This window comes from Streptomyces olindensis, from assembly GCF_040645895.1.
In the GTDB taxonomy this organism is placed as follows: domain Bacteria; phylum Actinomycetota; class Actinomycetes; order Streptomycetales; family Streptomycetaceae; genus Streptomyces; species Streptomyces olindensis.
Genome location: NZ_JBEYZD010000029.1, coordinates 56783 through 71968 on the forward strand (window position 1 = coordinate 56783; position 15186 = coordinate 71968).

Sequence of the window (15186 nt, forward strand, 5' to 3'; positions counted from 1 at the left end):
CCGCTACCCGGCAGGCGCGACGAGCCGGTAGCCGACTCCGCGTACGGTCTCGATGAGGGCGGGCATGCGCAGCTTGGCGCGCAGGGACGCGACATGCACCTCGAGAGTGCGCCCGGTCCCCTCCCAGCTCGTCTGCCACACCTCGCTGATGATCTGCTCCCGGCGGAAGACCACCCCGGGCCGCTGTGCCAGCAGGGCCAGCAGGTCGAACTCCTTGCGGGTCAGCTGGATCACCGACCCGTTGACGCTCACCCGGCGCGTGGGCAGCTCGATGTGCACGGAGCCGAGGCGCAGCTGGGTCTCGATGCCGCTCGAGGTGTCCTCGTGGGACGTGCGCCGGCTCACGGCGTGAATCCGGGCGAGCAGTTCCCCGGTGTCGTACGGCTTCACCACGTAGTCGTCGGCGCCGAGGTTGAGGCCGTGGATGCGGGAGCGCACGTCGGAGCGCGCGGTGACCATGATCACCGGAGTGCTGGTGCGCTTGCGGATCTTGCCGCAGACCTCGTACCCGTCCTGGTCGGGCAGGCCCAGGTCGAGCAGGACCACGCCGAAGCCGTCGACCTCGGGGACGAGGGCCTGGAGGGCCTCCTCACCGCTGCGCGCGTGCGTGACGTCGAACCCGTGCCGCGCCAGGACCGCCGACAGGGCGGCGGCGACGTGGTTGTCGTCCTCGACGAGCAGCAGTCTCATCCGGGCCCCCTTCGGTTCACTGGCCGTACGATCTAGTTGTGTACAAAAAACGCGTGCACGCGCGCGTGCACCTTGTGCAGTCACGCTGATGGATGAGGACGGCGTCAAGAGGGTTCCGGTTGCGGAGCCCTTCCGTTACCCGGCCGATATGAGCACTGCTCACAAGTGCTACGACACGTGTCCGATTGCTATCGGATCGTGATGCTCAGATTCCCCTCAGATGTAATGACGCAGGTCGTAGAGGGTTACTACTGTCCTCCGAAACCGAGGAGGACGGAGCCTGAGAGCGATGACCGAAGTATCGGTGGCCAAGGAAGATGTGGCCGCGACCGGCGAACTGGTCGTCCTGAAGAGCGTCAACAAGCACTTCGGCGCGTTGCACGTACTCCAGGACATCGACCTGACGATCGCCCGCGGGGAAGTCGTCGTGGTCATCGGACCCTCCGGGTCCGGCAAGTCCACCCTGTGCCGCACCATCAACCGCCTGGAGACGATCGACTCCGGCTCGATCACGATCGACGGCAAGCCGCTGCCCGCCGAGGGCAGGGAGCTGGCCCGGCTGCGGGCCGACGTCGGGATGGTCTTCCAGTCCTTCAACCTCTTCGCGCACAAGACCGTGCTCGAGAACGTGATGCTCGGCCAGATCAAGGTCCGCAAGAAGGACAAGAAGGCGGCCGAGGAGCGGGCCCGGGCCCTGCTCGACCGGGTCGGCGTGGGCGCGCAGGCCGAGAAGTACCCGGCACAGCTCTCCGGCGGCCAGCAGCAGCGCGTGGCGATCGCGCGGGCGCTGGCCATGGAGCCGAAGGTGATGCTCTTCGACGAGCCGACCTCCGCGCTCGACCCCGAGATGATCAACGAGGTGCTGGAGGTCATGCAGCAGCTCGCCCGCGACGGCATGACGATGATCGTCGTCACCCATGAGATGGGTTTCGCACGATCGGCCGCAAACCGCGTGGTGTTCATGGCGGACGGCCGGATCGTCGAGGAGGCTGCGCCCGACCAGTTCTTCAGCAATCCGCGCAGCGACCGTGCCAAGGACTTCCTTTCGAAGATCCTGCATCACTGAGGCGCGCGTCGCGCCCGCGACGCTCCGCGTCACCCGCAACGACGGTTTCTCTTCACGGCAAAGGATGTTCCCCATGAAGCTCCGCAAGGTCTCCGCTGCGGCCGCCACCGCTCTCGTCCTCGCTCTCACTGCCACTGCCTGTGGGGGCGACAACGGCGGCGACTCGAACGGCTCCGGCTCCGGCGGCGGCGACAAGATCAAGATCGGCATCAAGTACGACCAGCCCGGTCTGGGCCTGAAGGAGCCCGACGGTTCCTTCTCCGGCTTCGACGTGGACGTGGCGACGTACGTTGCCAAGGAACTGGGCTACGAGCCCGACCAGATCGAGTGGGTCGAGACCAAGAGCGCCGACCGCGAGAACGCGCTGTCCCGCGGTGACGTCAAGATGATCGCGGCCACCTACTCGATCACCGACGAGCGCAAGCAGAAGGTCGATTTCGCCGGTCCGTACCTGCTGGCCCACCAGGACCTGCTGGTGAAGAAGGACTCGGACATCACCAAGGCCACGGACCTGAACGACAAGAAGCTGTGCTCGGTCACCGGGTCCACCTCGGCCCAGAACGTCAAGAACGACTTTGCGCCGAAGGCCCAGCTGGAGCAGCGCGGCGGCTACTCGGAGTGCCTCGCGGCCCTGCAGAGCGGCTCTGTCGACGCCCTGACCACGGACGACTCGATCCTCGCGGGCTACGCCGCGCAGGACCAGTACAAGGGCCAGTTCAAGCTGGCCGGCCTGAAGCTCAGCAACGAGAACTACGGCATCGGCGTCAAGAAGGGCGACAAGGCGACCCTCGACAAGATCAACACCGCCCTCGAGAAGATGGTCAGCGACGGTTCCTGGGAGAAGGCCGTCAAGGAGAACTTCGGCCCGGCGAACTACAAGAACGAGCCCGCCCCGAAGATCGGCCAGATCGTCCAGTAACGCGGGACTCCGCCGACGCAGGATCCCCGCAGTCCCTGCGGGGATCCGCAGGCGCGCCGCCATCACTTCTCTGACGGCGGCGCGCCACGTCCGCCACCTACGCCACCCACCCGGAAGCGCGGGAGATCGTGTTCGACTTTCTTTCAAAATATGACGACCCGTCCGTGCTGGGCGCTTTCTGGGTCACCATTCAGCTCACCGTCTTCTCGGCCATCGGTTCCCTGATCTGGGGCACCCTCCTGGCGGCCATGCGGGTCAGCCCCGTTCCGCTGATGCGCGGTTTCGGCACTGCCTACGTGAACATCGTCCGGAACATCCCGCTGACCGTCATCATCGTCTTCACGTCGCTCGGCCTCGCCGACATCTTCGGCGTGACGATGGGCGCGGCCGACGACTTCGCGCTCAAGAACTTCCGACTGGCTCTCCTCGGTCTCATTGCCTATACGGCTGCCTTCGTCTGCGAGGCCATCCGTTCCGGCATCAACACCGTGCCCGTCGGTCAGGCGGAGGCAGCACGGGCCATCGGGCTCAGCTTCAGCCAGGTGTTGAGGCTCGTGGTGCTGCCGCAGGCGTTCCGCTCCGTCATCGGACCGCTGGCCAACGTGCTCATCGCACTGACCAAGAACACCACCGTGGCGGCCGCGATCGGCGTGGGAGAGGCCGCCCTCCTGATGAAGGAAATGATCGAGAACGAGGCACAGACGCTGCTCATCGGCGCGGTCTTCGCCTTCGGGTTCGTGGTACTGACTCTGCCCACCGGCCTGTTCCTCGGCTGGCTGAGCAAGCGACTGGCGGTGAAGCGATGACGTCCGTTCTTTACGACGCCCCCGGCCCGAAGGCCAAGCGGCGCAACCTGCTCCTCTCAGTGGTCTTCTTCGTTCTGCTCGCCCTGCTCCTGTGGTGGGTCTGGCAGACACTGGACGACAAGGGCCAGCTGCAGGGGTCCCTTTGGAAGCCGTTCATCACGTCGGAGGCCTGGACGACATACCTGCTGCCGGGCCTGGCAGACACATTGAAGGCCGCAGCGCTCTCGATGGTCATCGCCCTCCCGCTGGGCGCCGTCCTCGGCATCGCACGCATGTCCGACCACCGCTGGGTACGCATTCCGGCCGGCGCCGTGGTCGAGTTCTTCCGGGCCATCCCGGTGCTGCTGCTGATGCTGTTCGCCAACGAGTTCTACGTCCGCTCCACGGGCATCCCCAGCGATGAGCGGCCCCTGTACGCGGTCGTCACGGGCCTGGTGCTCTACAACGCGTCGGTCCTCGCCGAGGTCGTGCGCGCGGGCATCCTCTCCCTGCCCAAGGGGCAGTCGGAGGCGGCGATGGCGATCGGCCTGCGCAAGAGCCAGACGATGACCAGCATCCTGCTGCCGCAGGCCGTCACCGCCATGCTGCCGGCCATCGTCAGCCAGCTGGTCGTCATCGTGAAGGACACCGCGCTGGGCGGCGTGATGCTCGGATTCACCGAGCTCCTCAACACGCGGAGCACCCTGGCGGCCAACTACGCGAACGTCATCCCCAGCTTCATCGTGGTGGCGGTCATCTTCATCGTGCTGAACTTCATCCTCACGTCCTTCGCCTCCTGGCTGGAGGGCAGGCTGCGTCGCAGCAAGCGGAGCACGGGAGCTGTTCTCGGCGCCGACAAGGTCGACGACGTGAACGCGGCTGAGGTGGGCGACACCTTCGGCACGGGTGGCGAGGGCAGGATCTGACCACTCGACAACCGCTGCGACTGTGGCCCGCCGGATCCCCGGCGGGCCACAGTCGTGCCGAGCCATGAGCCGTCCTGAGCCAATCCTGACTCCCCATCACGTGACAGGCGCGCCGCCCGGCTACCCTTGGGGCAGTGGCATGATCGCCACCGACCGCCGGTCACTTGACGCAAGCACCGGCAATGGGTTGCATACGTTCTGTGATCGTGCACCCTGCTCCAACTTCCTGTTCACCTACGTCTCTCAGGACATCACCGCGGGCAGGGGGCGCCGCGCCGTGGACCCGGTGATCATCGTCGGAGCGGGGCCCGTCGGGCTCACGCTCGCCCTGGCGCTGGCGCGTCAGGAGGTGCCGTGCGTCGTCCTCGACGAGGGGCCGGGCAAGGACGAACCCCGTGCGGCGCGCACGGTCGTGCTGCGCGAGGACACCGCCGCCCTCATGGAACGCCTGACCGGGGTGCCCCTGGACGAGGTCGGTGCCCAATGGGCCGGATGGCGGTCGGTACGGCGCAAGCAGGTGATGCGCGAGGTCTTTTTCGACGGCAGCGAGCCGATCCCGCTGCACATCGCCCAGCACGCCCTGACGGGCATCCTGCGTTCCGCCCTCGCGCACGAACGGCTCGTCAAGATCGCTGTGGACAGCCGCCTCGACGGCATCGAACAGGAGTCCTCGGGCGTCACGGCCCACACCCGTGGCCCCAAAGGGACGTACTGGCGCGGCAGTTACCTGGTCGGCTGCGACGGCCCCCGTTCCACGGTGCGCAAGCTCCAGGACATCCGCTTCCCGGGCCGTACGGCGGTGGAACGCCACGCCGTCGCGGCCCTGCGTACGGAACTGCCCTGGCACAACGAGGCGTTGCTGCACCGCATGCCGCCCTGGCGCATGTCGGGCCCGTCGGCCGGCGAGGTCACCGCACGCCCCCTGCCGGACGGGGTCTGGCGCCTGGACTGGCTGCTGCCGCCCGGCAAGGACCTGGTCACCCCTGAGCTCCTGCTGACCCGCATCCGGGAGACCCTGGCCGGCTGGTCGGGCGGTACGACCCCGCCCTACGAGCTGCTGGACACCGGCGTCCACACGGTCCACCACCGTCTGGCCCGCCGCTGGCGCGCCGACCGCGTCTTCCTCGCCGGGGACGCGGCCCACCTGCTCGGGGCGCTGGGCACGCACGGGCTGGACGAGGGGCTGCTGGACGCAGACAACCTCGCCTGGAAACTGGCCCTGGCCTGGCACCACGGTCCGCACGAGGCGCTCCTCGACAGCTACCAGACCGAACGCCGGGCGGTCGTCGCCGCCCGGCTGCGCGCCGCCGACCAGGCACTGCCGCTGCTGCGCGGCGGTGGGGGCCTGCGCTCCTACGTCCCCGGCTCGTCCCGGGGCCATGACGCGCTCCTCACGGACGGTCACTTGGGGCATGGCCAGCTGGGTGCGCCGGGGGCGTACGCCGATTCGCCGCTCGCGCCCCAACGCCTCGAAGGGGAGGTTCCCGTCGACACGCCGCGCGGAGCGCCGGTGACGGACGTCCGCGTCACCGCGGAGGACGGCACCTTCGTGCGGCTGCGGGACCGGCTCGGCCGCGGCGCCCTGCTCGTGGTGCTGATCGCGCCGGGCACGGGCGTGTGGGAGCGCAAGCACTGGGCCAGGGCGGGCATCATGCCGAGGCTCGCGGCGGCCGTCGCGGCGCTGCCGCACCCCGCCGAACTGCTGGTCGCCGAGAGCTACCCGGGCGCCGCCGCGCACACGGTGCTCCTGGTCCGCCCCGACGGGCACCTCGTCACCGCCCTGGGCGGAGTGCGTCCGGAAGACCTGTACGCGGCGGCGCAGGCCACGGTCGGCGGGCCCGTGAAGGCGCAGGCGGAAGCCGGTGCTTCGGCGGGCTCACGCTGACGTCGGCACCGGGTGACGTGCTCACTGTCACCGTGCGTCCGCATGGTGACAGTGAGTTGACCGGCCCGGATGGTCATGGTGTACTCCAGTGCGTGACCGACACCTGTGTGCGCCTGTGGCGGAGGGTCCATATGGACCTCCTCCGGTATGCGGGCTGTGTGTGTCGTCCGTCCTGCTGACCTCGCATCCTTCCTCCTCCTGTGCGCGCGCCGCGCTCTCTTCGCGCCGGCTGCCGCGCCTCTTTCGCGAACCCTCATCAGGACCCTCAGGACGGCACCCGTGTCTGTATCCCCTTCTGCGCCCCCCTCTGCCCCCTCTGCCTCCTCGGCCCGTTCGGCTCCCACGCAGACCGACCTCTTCGACTTCGTCCGGCGCACGGCCGCCGACAGCGAGCTGATCGCCTCCCTGCCGCTCGACCCGGAAGGCCGCACCTGGGTGCGGCTGGACGGTCCCGGCGGCAGCGAGGCCTGGCTGATCGGCTGGCCGCCCGGCACGGGCACCGGCTGGCACGACCACGCCGACTCCGTCGGCGCCTTCCTGACCGCGGCGGGCGAACTAAAGGAGAACGCGCTCGCCGCGCGGCTGCCCACCGACGGCTGGAAGACCCTGGAACTCACCGACGGCGTCGACCGGGAACGCCGGCTGCCGGCCGGTCAGGGCCGCTCCTTCGGACGCCACCACGTCCACGAGGTCCTCAACGAGTCCTCCGACCGGCACGCGATCTCCGTCCACGCCTACTACCCGCCCCTGCCGCAGATCCGCCGCTACAGCCGCAGCGGGCCGATCCTGCGCCTCGAGCAGGTGGAGCGACCGGAGGACTGGCAGTGAGTACTCCTGTGCCGGCGAACGGCGAGGTCCAACCTCCCGTCGGGATCGACGAGTTGCTGGAGCGCATACGCGCGGGCTACGAGCGGATCGAGCCGCGGGAGGCCTACGAGGCCGCCCGGGCCGGTGACGCGCTGCTGGTGGACATCCGTTACGCCGCCCTGCGCGAACGGGACGGTCTCATCCCCGGCGCCCTCGTCGTCGAGCGCAACGAGCTCGAGTGGCGGCTCGATCCCCGGGGCAGCCACCGCCTCCCCGAGGCGACGAGCCACGACCTGCGCATCGTCGTGATCTGCAACGAGGGGTACGCCTCCAGCCTGGCCGTCCAGTCCCTGCAGCAGCTGGGGCTGCACCGGGCCACGGATCTGGTCGGAGGGTTCCAGGCCTGGCGTGGTGCGGGGCTTCCGGTGGAGTGAACCGGAGGTCTGTGTGACGAGTCGGACGCAGCCGGCAGCCGCCGCCGCTCGGCGTCGGCCTCCGGCTCAGAATCCCTCGTCCGCCAGGAAGTCCGTGTCCTCGCCCTCCTCCTCCAGTGCCTGCCGGACCACGCGCAGGGCCATGCCCTCGGGGTAGCCCTTGCGGGCGAGCATGCCGGCCAGACGGCGGAGCCGCTTGTCGCGGTCGAGCCCTCGGGTGGAGCGGAGCTTGCGCGCGACGAGTTCACGCGCGGTCGCCTCTTCCTGCTCGGAGTCGAGCTGGGAGACGGCCTCGTCGATGAGGGTCGAGTCCACGCCCTTGGTGCGCAGTTCCCGGGCGAGCGCGCGCCGGGCCAGCCCTCGGCCGTGGTGGCGTGACTCCACCCAGGCGTCCGCGAAGGCGCTGTCGTTGATGAGGCCGACCTCTTCGAAGCGCGACAGCACCTCCTCGGCGGCGTCGTCCGGGATCTGCCGCTTGCGCAGGGCGTCGGCGAGCTGCTTGCGGGTCCGCGGGGTCCCGGTGAGCAGGCGCAGGCAGATCGCCCGAGCCTGCTCGACCGGGTCCCCTGGAGGTGCCCCCTGCTCGGCCCTCGACGAGGAGAGGTCACCTCCGTCCTCGGCGTCGGACGCCTCACCGAAGCCGCGTCGGCGCCGCCCGCGCCCACGACGCGCCCCGCCGGCACGGGAGCCGCTCCGTGAGCCGTCCCCCCGTGAGCCGCTCAGGTACCGCTGCTCGCCCCCGAAGGGCGCCTCCCCGTCCCCGTCCTCCTCGTGCCCGTCCGCCCCGTGCGTGACTTCCCGGTCCACGGCCGAGCCCGCATCGCCTCCGGTGCCCCTCCCCCGTGGGGCACCGGAGGCGGTGTACTCGTACTCCGCCCAGTCGGTTCGCCGTGTCACGGGTCAGCTCTTGGCGGCAGCGGCCTTGGTCTTGGCCGCCTTGGCCGCCGCCGGAGCGGGCACCGTCTTCGCGTCGTCCGGCGTGGCGGAGACCGAGGCGTCCGCGCCCGGCTCGGCGGCCGGCTCCTCGGGGCGCACGCCGACGCCCAGCTTCTCCTTGATCTTCTTCTCGATCTCGTTGGCCAGGTCGGGGTTGTCCTTCAGGAAGTTGCGCGCGTTCTCCTTGCCCTGGCCGAGCTGGTCGCCCTCGTACGTGTACCAGGCGCCGGCCTTGCGGACGAAGCCGTGCTCCACGCCCATGTCGATGAGGCCGCCCTCGCGGCTGATGCCCTGGCCGTAGAGGATGTCGAACTCGGCCTGCTTGAAGGGCGGCGCGACCTTGTTCTTGACGACCTTGCAGCGGGTGCGGTTGCCGACCGCCTCGGTGCCGTCCTTCAGGGTCTCGATGCGGCGGATGTCGATGCGCACCGAGGCGTAGAACTTCAGCGCCCGGCCACCGGTCGTGGTCTCCGGGGAGCCGAACATCACGCCGATCTTCTCGCGGAGCTGGTTGATGAAGATCGCGGTGGTCTTGGACTGGTTGAGCGCGCTGGTGATCTTCCGCAGGGCCTGGCTCATCAGGCGGGCCTGCAGACCCACGTGGCTGTCGCCCATCTCGCCCTCGATCTCCGCGCGCGGGACGAGCGCGGCGACGGAGTCGATGACGATGAGGTCGAGGGCGCCGGAGCGGACCAGCATGTCCACGATCTCCAGGGCCTGCTCGCCGTTGTCCGGCTGGGAGAGGATGAGGTAGTCGATGTCGACGCCGAGCTTCTTCGCGTACTCGGGGTCGAGGGCGTGCTCCGCGTCGACGAAGGCGACCTGGCCTCCGGCCTTCTGCGCGTTCGCCACCGCGTGCAGGGTGAGGGTGGTCTTACCGGAGGACTCCGGTCCGTAGATCTCCACGACGCGGCCGCGCGGCAGGCCGCCCACGCCGAGGGCCACGTCCAGGGCGGTGGACCCGGTCGGGATGACCTCGATGGGCTCCTTGGACCGCTCGCCCATGCGCATGACCGCGCCCTTGCCGAATTGCCGTTCAATCTGTGCGAGCGCGGCATCCAGGGCCTTCTCGCGGTCGGTTCCTGCCATGGGTTCCACCCGATTTGCTTGAGTCGATCGCTTCACGTCAAAGACGCTAACGCCTGCCACTGACAATGCGCCCCGACGCCCGTCCGGCCTGTGGATAACTCGGGCACTTCTCCACCCAAAGTACGTCGAAACGCCCTTCGTTGAGCCTCACCGGAGACTCCATAAGAATGGATGTTCGATTTTCGTGTCAAGCGCACCACGCGGCCCTTCCGGCACGGACCACGCGGCAGCTTCCGGCACGGACCACGCAGCCCTCCCGGCACGGACCGCACCGTACCCCTGCCGGAGTACCGTGCCCCGACAGCCGAGGCCCGATTCGGGGAGGGCGGGACGGATGTGCCAGATCGACGCGGCGGCCAAGGAGGCCGCCGTCGCACGGTTCCTCGAGGAGTTCCCGCGGGCACCGCGGGCCGGCCGGGCCCACCCCGCGCTGCGCGGGTGCGAGGACGTCGCCTGGACGGAGTTCCCCGGCTGTCCCGCCGCGGTCCCGGCCCTGCTGCGCGCACTGCTCGATCCGGCCGCGGCTCCGGAGGCCGAGCGGGTGCTCGGCAACGTCCTGATGGACGGTGTCTTCCACATGGGCCCCGCCATGCCGGCGGCCCTGCCGTTCCTGCTCCGTCTGGCGGCCGGTCCGAAGGAACCGGCGCGGACCGGGCTGGTCGAGCTCCTGCTCGTCGTCGCGGAGTTCTCACTGCCCGTGGACGGCGGCGGCGAGCGGGCGGTCCGGGTCTTCGGCAGCGACCGTGACCACCCGGAACGCGCACAGTGCCGGGCCGTGTTCGCCGACCATGCCGACCTGGTGCACGGTCTGCTGGACGGCAGGACGCTGCCCGAGGGATTCCTCGGGCCCGACGAGCGCGCGAGCCTCCTGCGGGCCGCGACACCGTGAGGGGCCGGGTGGCTCCCAGCCCTTCAGGAGGAGCTCTCGCCGGAGCCCGGGGCCTCGGGCCTCTCGCCTGAGCCGGGGCCCTTGGGCCGCTCGGCCCCTGGCCGCTCCGCCCCTGGCCGCTCCGCACCTGGCTGCTCCGCCCCCGGCCGCCGGGCCCAGAGCAGCCTCGCGCGTGTGATCACGCCCGGCCCCTCCCCGCGGCGGCGATGGCCGTGCACCCGTGGGTCGTCCGTGACGTCGTACCGCTTCACGTACGCCCCCAGGAAGGCCTGGAGCGTGGCGATGGCGGGGATGGCGATCAGCGCGCCGACGGCACCGAGGAGCGCGGTGCCCGCGATGACCGAGCCGAAGGCGACCGCGGGGTGGATGTCGACGGTCTTGGAGGTCAGCTTGGGCTGCAGCACGTAGTTCTCGAACTGCTGGTAGATCACCACGAAGATCAGCACCCACAGCGCGTACCAGGGGTTCACCGTGAACGCGATCAGCATGGGCAGGGCGCCCGCGAGGTACGTGCCGATGGTGGGGATGAACTGCGACACCAGGCCCACCCACACGGCGAGCACGGGCGCGTAGGGCACGTCCAGGACCTGCAGCAGGACGAAGTGCGCTATGCCGGAGATCAGCGCCATCAGGCCGCGGGAGTAGATGTAGCCGCCGGTCTTGTTCACCGCGATCTCCCACGCGCGCAGCACCTCGGCCTGCCGGGCGGGCGGCAGGACGGAGCAGAGCGCGCGGCGCAGTCGCGGGCCGTCGGCGGCGAAGTAGAACGAGAACAGCGCGATCGTCAGGAGCTGGAAGAGACCGCCGATGACCTGGGCGGACACGTCCAGCACGCCCGTGGCGCTGTTCTGCACGTAGTTGCGCAGCCAGTCGGAACGGAGCAGCCCCTCCTGGATGTCCACGCGCTTCAGGTCGGTCTTGAAGTGCGTGTTGATCCAGTTGATGACGGAGTCGAGGTACTCGGGGAAGCCCTCGATCATCTTGATGATCTGGTCCGCGAGGATGGAACCGAGCAACGTGACGAAGCCGGCCGCCACGATCATCACGCCGATGAAGACGATGAACGTGGCCAGCCCTCGGCGCATGCCGCGCGAGGCCATCCAGCTCACCGCGGGTTCGATGGCGAGCGCCAGGAAGAACGCGATGAGGATGTTGATCAGCAGGCCGGTGAGCTGGTGGAAGGCCCAGCTGCCCAGCTGGAACACGGCGACGAGAGTGAGGGCGAGCACCATGGCGCGCGGCAGCCAGCGCGGCATGCGGCCGTTCGGCCCGGCGGCCCCGCCGACCGGGGGACGGGCGGGCGGGGTCGTACCGAAGGGGGACTGCTGGGCTGCCTGCCCGGTCTCGTCAGAGGGTGCCACGCACCAAGTCTGGCCCACGCCACCGACAGCCGTCTGCCCGCCTGCGATCTTCGTGACCGGCCGGCGATCTTCGTGACCGGCCGGTGGTCTGCCAAGACGGCCGACGGTCTCCTAGAAGGACCGACGGTCTCCTGGAAGGGCCAGCCGTCAGCGAGGTCGGCCGGCAGCGGTCAGCGCTTCTCCCTGGGCACGTCCATCACCGCGCAGACCACGTGCCAGACGTCCTTGGCGTCCCAGCCGGCCGCCAGCGCCTCGTGCACGGTACGTCCGCCGAGCTCCGACATCACGTGGTCGCGCGCGAAGGTGTCGGCGTAGCCCGCACCGAAGTGCTCCGCCATCCGCTGCCAGAAGACCGTCAACCGCATGACCCCAGTATCCCGCCCCTGGGGGTGGGCCTGAGCCGGGACCGCCTGCCGGCGCCCTTTTCCGTCCTACGGTCTGACCCATGGCCGAAACAGGAGCTACCGCACTCCCCCCGACGCCCCCGCCGCACACCCCCGTGGCGCGCGCCGAACGCTTCGTCTGGCTCACCGCGCGCGTGCTGGAGCAACGCCTCTTCGCCCATCACTTCCGGGGCGGCGCCGCCGATCCGGTGGAAACCGCCCTGGACGCCTACCGCAACGACGACGGCGGGTACGGCCACGCCCTGGAGCCCGATCTGCGCGGCCCGGTCAGCCAGCCGCTGCACACCGCCCACGCCCTGCGCGTCCTGGACGCCGTCGGACGCTGCGCCGGCCAGCGCGTGGAGCGCATGTGCCGCTATCTGACGTCCGTCTCCACGGCGGACGGCGCGCTCCCGGCGATCCACCCCAGCCAGCGCGCCTATCCGACGGCCCCCTTCGTGCCGGTCGTGGACGACCCGCCCAGCGACCTGCTGGCCACCGGCCCGGTGGTCGGGCTGCTGCACCGCAACGAGGTGTGGCACGCCTGGCTGTTCCGGGCCACGGACTTCTGCTGGCAGGCGGTCGAGTCCCTGGAGAAGTCGCACCCGTACGAGATCGAGGCCGCCGTGGCGTTCCTGGACTCCGCCCCCGACCGCACGCGCGCGGAGGCGGCCGCCGACCGCCTGGGCCGCCTGGTACGGGCACAGGGTCTGGCGGCCCTGGACCCGGAGAACCTGGACGCGTATCCGGTCTCCCCGGGGTACGCCCCGGGCGAGCACCACTTCCCGTACGACTACGCGAGGACACCGCGGTCGCTGGCGCGCGCGTGGTTCACGGACGACGAGATGGCCCGTTCCCTGGACCACCTCGCGGCCCAGCAGGGGGAGGACGGCGGCTGGCCGGTGCGCTGGCGCCAGTGGGCCCCGGCACCCGCGCTGGAGGCCCGTCCGATCGTGACGATCGAGGCCCTGCACGCCCTGCGCGCGTACGGGCGGGCCATCGGCTGATCAGGCTCCCAGGGCGCGCACGCCCGCGGTCACCACCACGGCCGCCGCGACGACGAGCAGGAACGGCGCGCGCAGCACCAGTGCCAGGGCCGCTGCCGCGAGCCCGGCGGCCCGGGCGTCCAGCACCAGCGTCTGCCCGTCGGCGAAGGTCTGCTGGGCGGTGAGGGCCGCGAGCAGCGCGACGGGCAGCAGCGCGGCGAGACGCTTGACGACGGGGCGCTCCAGGGCTCCCGCGGGCACCAGCAGCCCGGCCAGCTTCACGGCGTAGCACCCGAGGACGGTCACACCGATCGCGATCCAGACGTTCATCACGAGTCCTCCCGTCCCCTGCGCCGGCCGTCCGCCCACAGCACGATCGGCGCCGCCAGCGCGGCCGTCAGCACCGGCACCCCGGCGGGCAGTACGGGCAGCAGCCCGAGCCCCAGCAGCACGGCGACCCCGGCGACGGCCCGCTCGGCGACGCTCTTGAGCATCGGCGCGAGCAGCGCCAGGAACACCGCGGGCCCCGCGGCGTCCAGCCCCCACGCGTCGGTGTCCCCGATGGGCACCGGCGCCCAGGGCGCCGAGCAGCGTGGTGACGTTCCAGAGCACGTACAGGCTCAGCCCGGTCACCAGGAAGCCGAGCCGGGCACCGCGCCGGGTGGGCTGGGCGAGCGCGACGGCGGCCGTCTCGTCGATCACCCACTGGGCGGCGAACGGCCGCACCGCGCGCGGGAGGGCCAGCAACTGCGACAGACGCAAGCCGTAGAAGGCGTTCCGCACGCCCAGGAAGAAGGCCCCGGCGGCGGCCGTGAACGGGCCGCTCCCGGCCGCGAGAGCCCCCACCAGGGCGAACTGGGACGCCCCGGTGAACACCAGGAGACTGAGGACGCAGGTCTGGAGCAGCGAGAGGCCGCTGCCGGCCGAGGTCACTCCGAAGGCGAACCCGGACAGCCCCACGGCGACCCCGACGCCCAGAGCGTCCCGCACGACCGCGCTGTCCGGCTTCCCGCCTGGTGCTGTGTCTGTGAGTGCTGTCGGTTCTGCCACGCACCGCAACCTACGGCCGGCCCCTACGGCGGGTCTTGTACGTTCTTGCGCTCCCGCTGGTAGGCCCCCGGAGGGACTCCGATGATCCGGCTGAAGTGCCGGTTGAGATGGGGCTGGTCGGTGAACCCCACGGTCACGGCCACCTCCGAGGGGGCCGTGCCCGCGTCCAGCAGGCGCCGCGCCCTGCGGACCCGCGCGTCCGTGAGCCACGTGTGCGGCGGCATCCCGTAGGCGTCGCGGAAGGCCCGCAGCAGGGCGAACGGGCTGGTCCCGAGGTCAGCCGCCAATTGCTCCAGGGTCGGCGGCCGCGCCATCCGCTCCTCCAGCACACCACGCGCGCGTGCCGCGATCCGGGCACCGGCCGTCCGCACCCTGCGCTGCGGCAGCGGTCCCCCGTTCAACCGCAGCAACCTGGTCACGGCGACCCTGAGCAGCGTGTCAGCGGCCAGCGCGTTGCCCTCGTCGGCGGCCCGCAGCACCTGGTGCACCAGACCGACGGCATACGGGTCGTCCAGCACCGGGCTGACGAACCCGGGCGTCCCGCGCAGAGCCGTCGTCTCGGCGGCGATCTCCGCCACCACGTCCGCCGACGGGTACACGGCCCCGTACCGCCACCCCTCGGGCACCCCGGCCCGCCCGGTGTGCGGGGTGTCCGGGTTGACCAGCGCGAGGGCCCCGGCCCCCGCGTACTGATCGCCTCCGCCGTGGTGGAACACCTCCACCCCGTCGGCGATGGCGGCGATCACGAAGTTCTCGTGGGTGTGCCGCACGAACGTCTTCCGCACGTACCGAGCCCGCAGCAGATCGACCCCGGGCAGCTCGTCGTACCGCCAATGCCGCGCTCGCTCGCTCACAGGACCATTGTCCGCGGCGGCGACACTCCCGCGGGCCCGGCCCCGCCCTCGTCGAACACGGCCCCGCCCCCGCCGAAACGGCCGGCGGACACGCGGCGGCCCGCCGTTGTCAGTGCCGGGGTGCAC

The 15186-nt window shown here is 70.7% G+C and carries 16 protein-coding genes and 2 pseudogenes; 10 read left to right on the forward strand and 8 right to left on the reverse strand.

Features of this window, described 5'->3' with window-relative positions:
- Positions 1–3: 3 nt before the first annotated feature.
- The gene (locus ABZ948_RS20160) at positions 4–690 is read right to left on the reverse strand and encodes a response regulator transcription factor (RefSeq protein ID WP_359761352.1); all 687 of its coding nucleotides are present in this window, start codon (positions 688–690) and stop codon (positions 4–6) included.
- A gap of 289 nt (positions 691–979) precedes the next feature.
- Between ABZ948_RS20160 and ABZ948_RS20165 the strand changes: the two genes are divergently transcribed.
- The 8 genes from ABZ948_RS20165 (at position 980) to ABZ948_RS20200 (ending at position 7512) form a co-directional block, all read left to right on the forward strand.
- Positions 980–1756: an amino acid ABC transporter ATP-binding protein gene (locus ABZ948_RS20165; RefSeq protein ID WP_359761354.1), complete on the forward strand. Its 777-nt coding sequence runs from the start codon at positions 980–982 to the stop codon at positions 1754–1756.
- A 73-nt stretch (positions 1757–1829) separates the two neighbouring features.
- On the forward strand, positions 1830–2675 hold the full coding sequence (locus ABZ948_RS20170) for a glutamate ABC transporter substrate-binding protein (RefSeq protein ID WP_359761356.1): 846 nt from the start codon (positions 1830–1832) through the stop codon (positions 2673–2675).
- Positions 2676–2803: 128 nt separating this feature from the next.
- On the forward strand, positions 2804–3481 hold the full coding sequence (locus ABZ948_RS20175) for an amino acid ABC transporter permease (protein WP_359761358.1): 678 nt from the start codon (positions 2804–2806) through the stop codon (positions 3479–3481).
- Entirely contained in the window at positions 3478–4386 is a 909-nt protein-coding gene (locus ABZ948_RS20180) for an amino acid ABC transporter permease (protein WP_359761360.1), read from the forward strand. The genes ABZ948_RS20175 and ABZ948_RS20180 overlap by 4 nt, the downstream gene beginning before the upstream one ends.
- A gap of 277 nt (positions 4387–4663) precedes the next feature.
- Positions 4664–6271, forward strand: a complete 1608-nt coding sequence (locus ABZ948_RS20185) for an FAD-dependent monooxygenase (RefSeq protein ID WP_359761362.1) — start codon at positions 4664–4666, stop codon at positions 6269–6271.
- 107 nt (positions 6272–6378) lie between these two features.
- Positions 6379–6450 (forward strand): putative leader peptide, encoded by a 72-nt coding sequence (locus ABZ948_RS20190; protein ID WP_310851512.1) that lies wholly within the window; start codon positions 6379–6381, stop codon positions 6448–6450.
- Between the two features lie 100 nt (positions 6451–6550).
- A complete protein-coding gene (locus ABZ948_RS20195) occupies positions 6551–7099 on the forward strand; it encodes a cupin domain-containing protein (RefSeq protein ID WP_359761364.1) in 549 nt (182 codons plus the stop codon).
- Positions 7096–7512: a rhodanese-like domain-containing protein gene (locus tag ABZ948_RS20200; RefSeq protein WP_359761366.1), complete on the forward strand. Its 417-nt coding sequence runs from the start codon at positions 7096–7098 to the stop codon at positions 7510–7512. The genes ABZ948_RS20195 and ABZ948_RS20200 overlap by 4 nt, the downstream gene beginning before the upstream one ends.
- Positions 7513–7578: 66 nt before the next feature.
- Here ABZ948_RS20200 and recX read toward each other — a convergent pair whose 3' ends face one another.
- Complete coding sequence (gene recX / locus ABZ948_RS20205) at positions 7579–8409, reverse strand: recombination regulator RecX (RefSeq protein ID WP_359761368.1); 831 nt, start codon at positions 8407–8409, stop codon at positions 7579–7581.
- A 3-nt stretch (positions 8410–8412) separates the two neighbouring features.
- Positions 8413–9537: a recombinase RecA gene (recA, locus tag ABZ948_RS20210; protein WP_359761370.1), complete on the reverse strand. Its 1125-nt coding sequence runs from the start codon at positions 9535–9537 to the stop codon at positions 8413–8415.
- A gap of 334 nt (positions 9538–9871) precedes the next feature.
- Here recA and ABZ948_RS20215 point away from each other — a divergent pair, with 334 nt between their 5' ends.
- The gene (locus tag ABZ948_RS20215) at positions 9872–10426 is read left to right on the forward strand and encodes a hypothetical protein (RefSeq protein WP_359761372.1); all 555 of its coding nucleotides are present in this window, start codon (positions 9872–9874) and stop codon (positions 10424–10426) included.
- Positions 10427–10449: 23 nt separating this feature from the next.
- Here the strand turns inward: ABZ948_RS20215 and ABZ948_RS20220 are convergent, their stop codons facing one another.
- A complete protein-coding gene (locus ABZ948_RS20220; RefSeq protein ID WP_359761374.1) occupies positions 10450–11787 on the reverse strand; it encodes an AI-2E family transporter in 1338 nt (445 codons plus the stop codon).
- 170 nt (positions 11788–11957) lie between these two features.
- Complete coding sequence (locus ABZ948_RS20225; RefSeq protein WP_359761376.1) at positions 11958–12152, reverse strand: DUF3046 domain-containing protein; 195 nt, start codon at positions 12150–12152, stop codon at positions 11958–11960.
- An 80-nt stretch (positions 12153–12232) separates the two neighbouring features.
- Here ABZ948_RS20225 and ABZ948_RS20230 point away from each other — a divergent pair, with 80 nt between their 5' ends.
- Positions 12233–13177 (forward strand): hypothetical protein, encoded by a 945-nt coding sequence (locus ABZ948_RS20230; RefSeq protein WP_359761378.1) that lies wholly within the window; start codon positions 12233–12235, stop codon positions 13175–13177.
- On the opposite strand, the gene ABZ948_RS20235 is transcribed toward ABZ948_RS20230, so the two are convergent.
- The 3 genes and pseudogenes from ABZ948_RS20235 to ABZ948_RS20245 form a co-directional block, all read right to left on the reverse strand.
- Positions 13178–13486 (reverse strand): AzlD domain-containing protein, encoded by a 309-nt coding sequence (locus ABZ948_RS20235; RefSeq protein ID WP_359761379.1) that lies wholly within the window; start codon positions 13484–13486, stop codon positions 13178–13180.
- Positions 13486–14206 (reverse strand): annotated as a pseudogene (locus tag ABZ948_RS20240) (AzlC family ABC transporter permease). Before ABZ948_RS20240 ends, ABZ948_RS20235 begins: the two are co-directional and overlap by 1 nt.
- A 26-nt stretch (positions 14207–14232) precedes the next feature.
- Positions 14233–15060: pseudogene (locus ABZ948_RS20245) on the reverse strand (AraC family transcriptional regulator); the annotation flags it as partial.
- Between the last annotated feature and the right edge of the window lie 126 nt (positions 15061–15186).

Excerpts from the sequence above, each read along its gene's own strand:
- ABZ948_RS20160 (WP_359761352.1), bottom strand. The coding sequence starts at position 690 with ATGAGACTGCTGCTCGTCGAGGACGACAACCACGTCGCCGCCGCCCTG.
- ABZ948_RS20165 (WP_359761354.1), top strand. The coding sequence starts at position 980 with ATGACCGAAGTATCGGTGGCCAAGGAAGATGTGGCCGCGACCGGCGAA.
- ABZ948_RS20170 (WP_359761356.1), top strand. The coding sequence starts at position 1,830 with ATGAAGCTCCGCAAGGTCTCCGCTGCGGCCGCCACCGCTCTCGTCCTC.
- ABZ948_RS20180 (WP_359761360.1), top strand. The coding sequence starts at position 3,478 with ATGACGTCCGTTCTTTACGACGCCCCCGGCCCGAAGGCCAAGCGGCGC.
- recA (WP_359761370.1), bottom strand. The coding sequence starts at position 9,537 with ATGGCAGGAACCGACCGCGAGAAGGCCCTGGATGCCGCGCTCGCACAG.
- ABZ948_RS20215 (WP_359761372.1), top strand. The coding sequence starts at position 9,872 with ATGTGCCAGATCGACGCGGCGGCCAAGGAGGCCGCCGTCGCACGGTTC.
- ABZ948_RS20225 (WP_359761376.1), bottom strand. The coding sequence starts at position 12,152 with ATGCGGTTGACGGTCTTCTGGCAGCGGATGGCGGAGCACTTCGGTGCG.
- ABZ948_RS20230 (WP_359761378.1), top strand. The coding sequence starts at position 12,233 with ATGGCCGAAACAGGAGCTACCGCACTCCCCCCGACGCCCCCGCCGCAC.
- ABZ948_RS20235 (WP_359761379.1), bottom strand. The coding sequence starts at position 13,486 with ATGAACGTCTGGATCGCGATCGGTGTGACCGTCCTCGGGTGCTACGCC.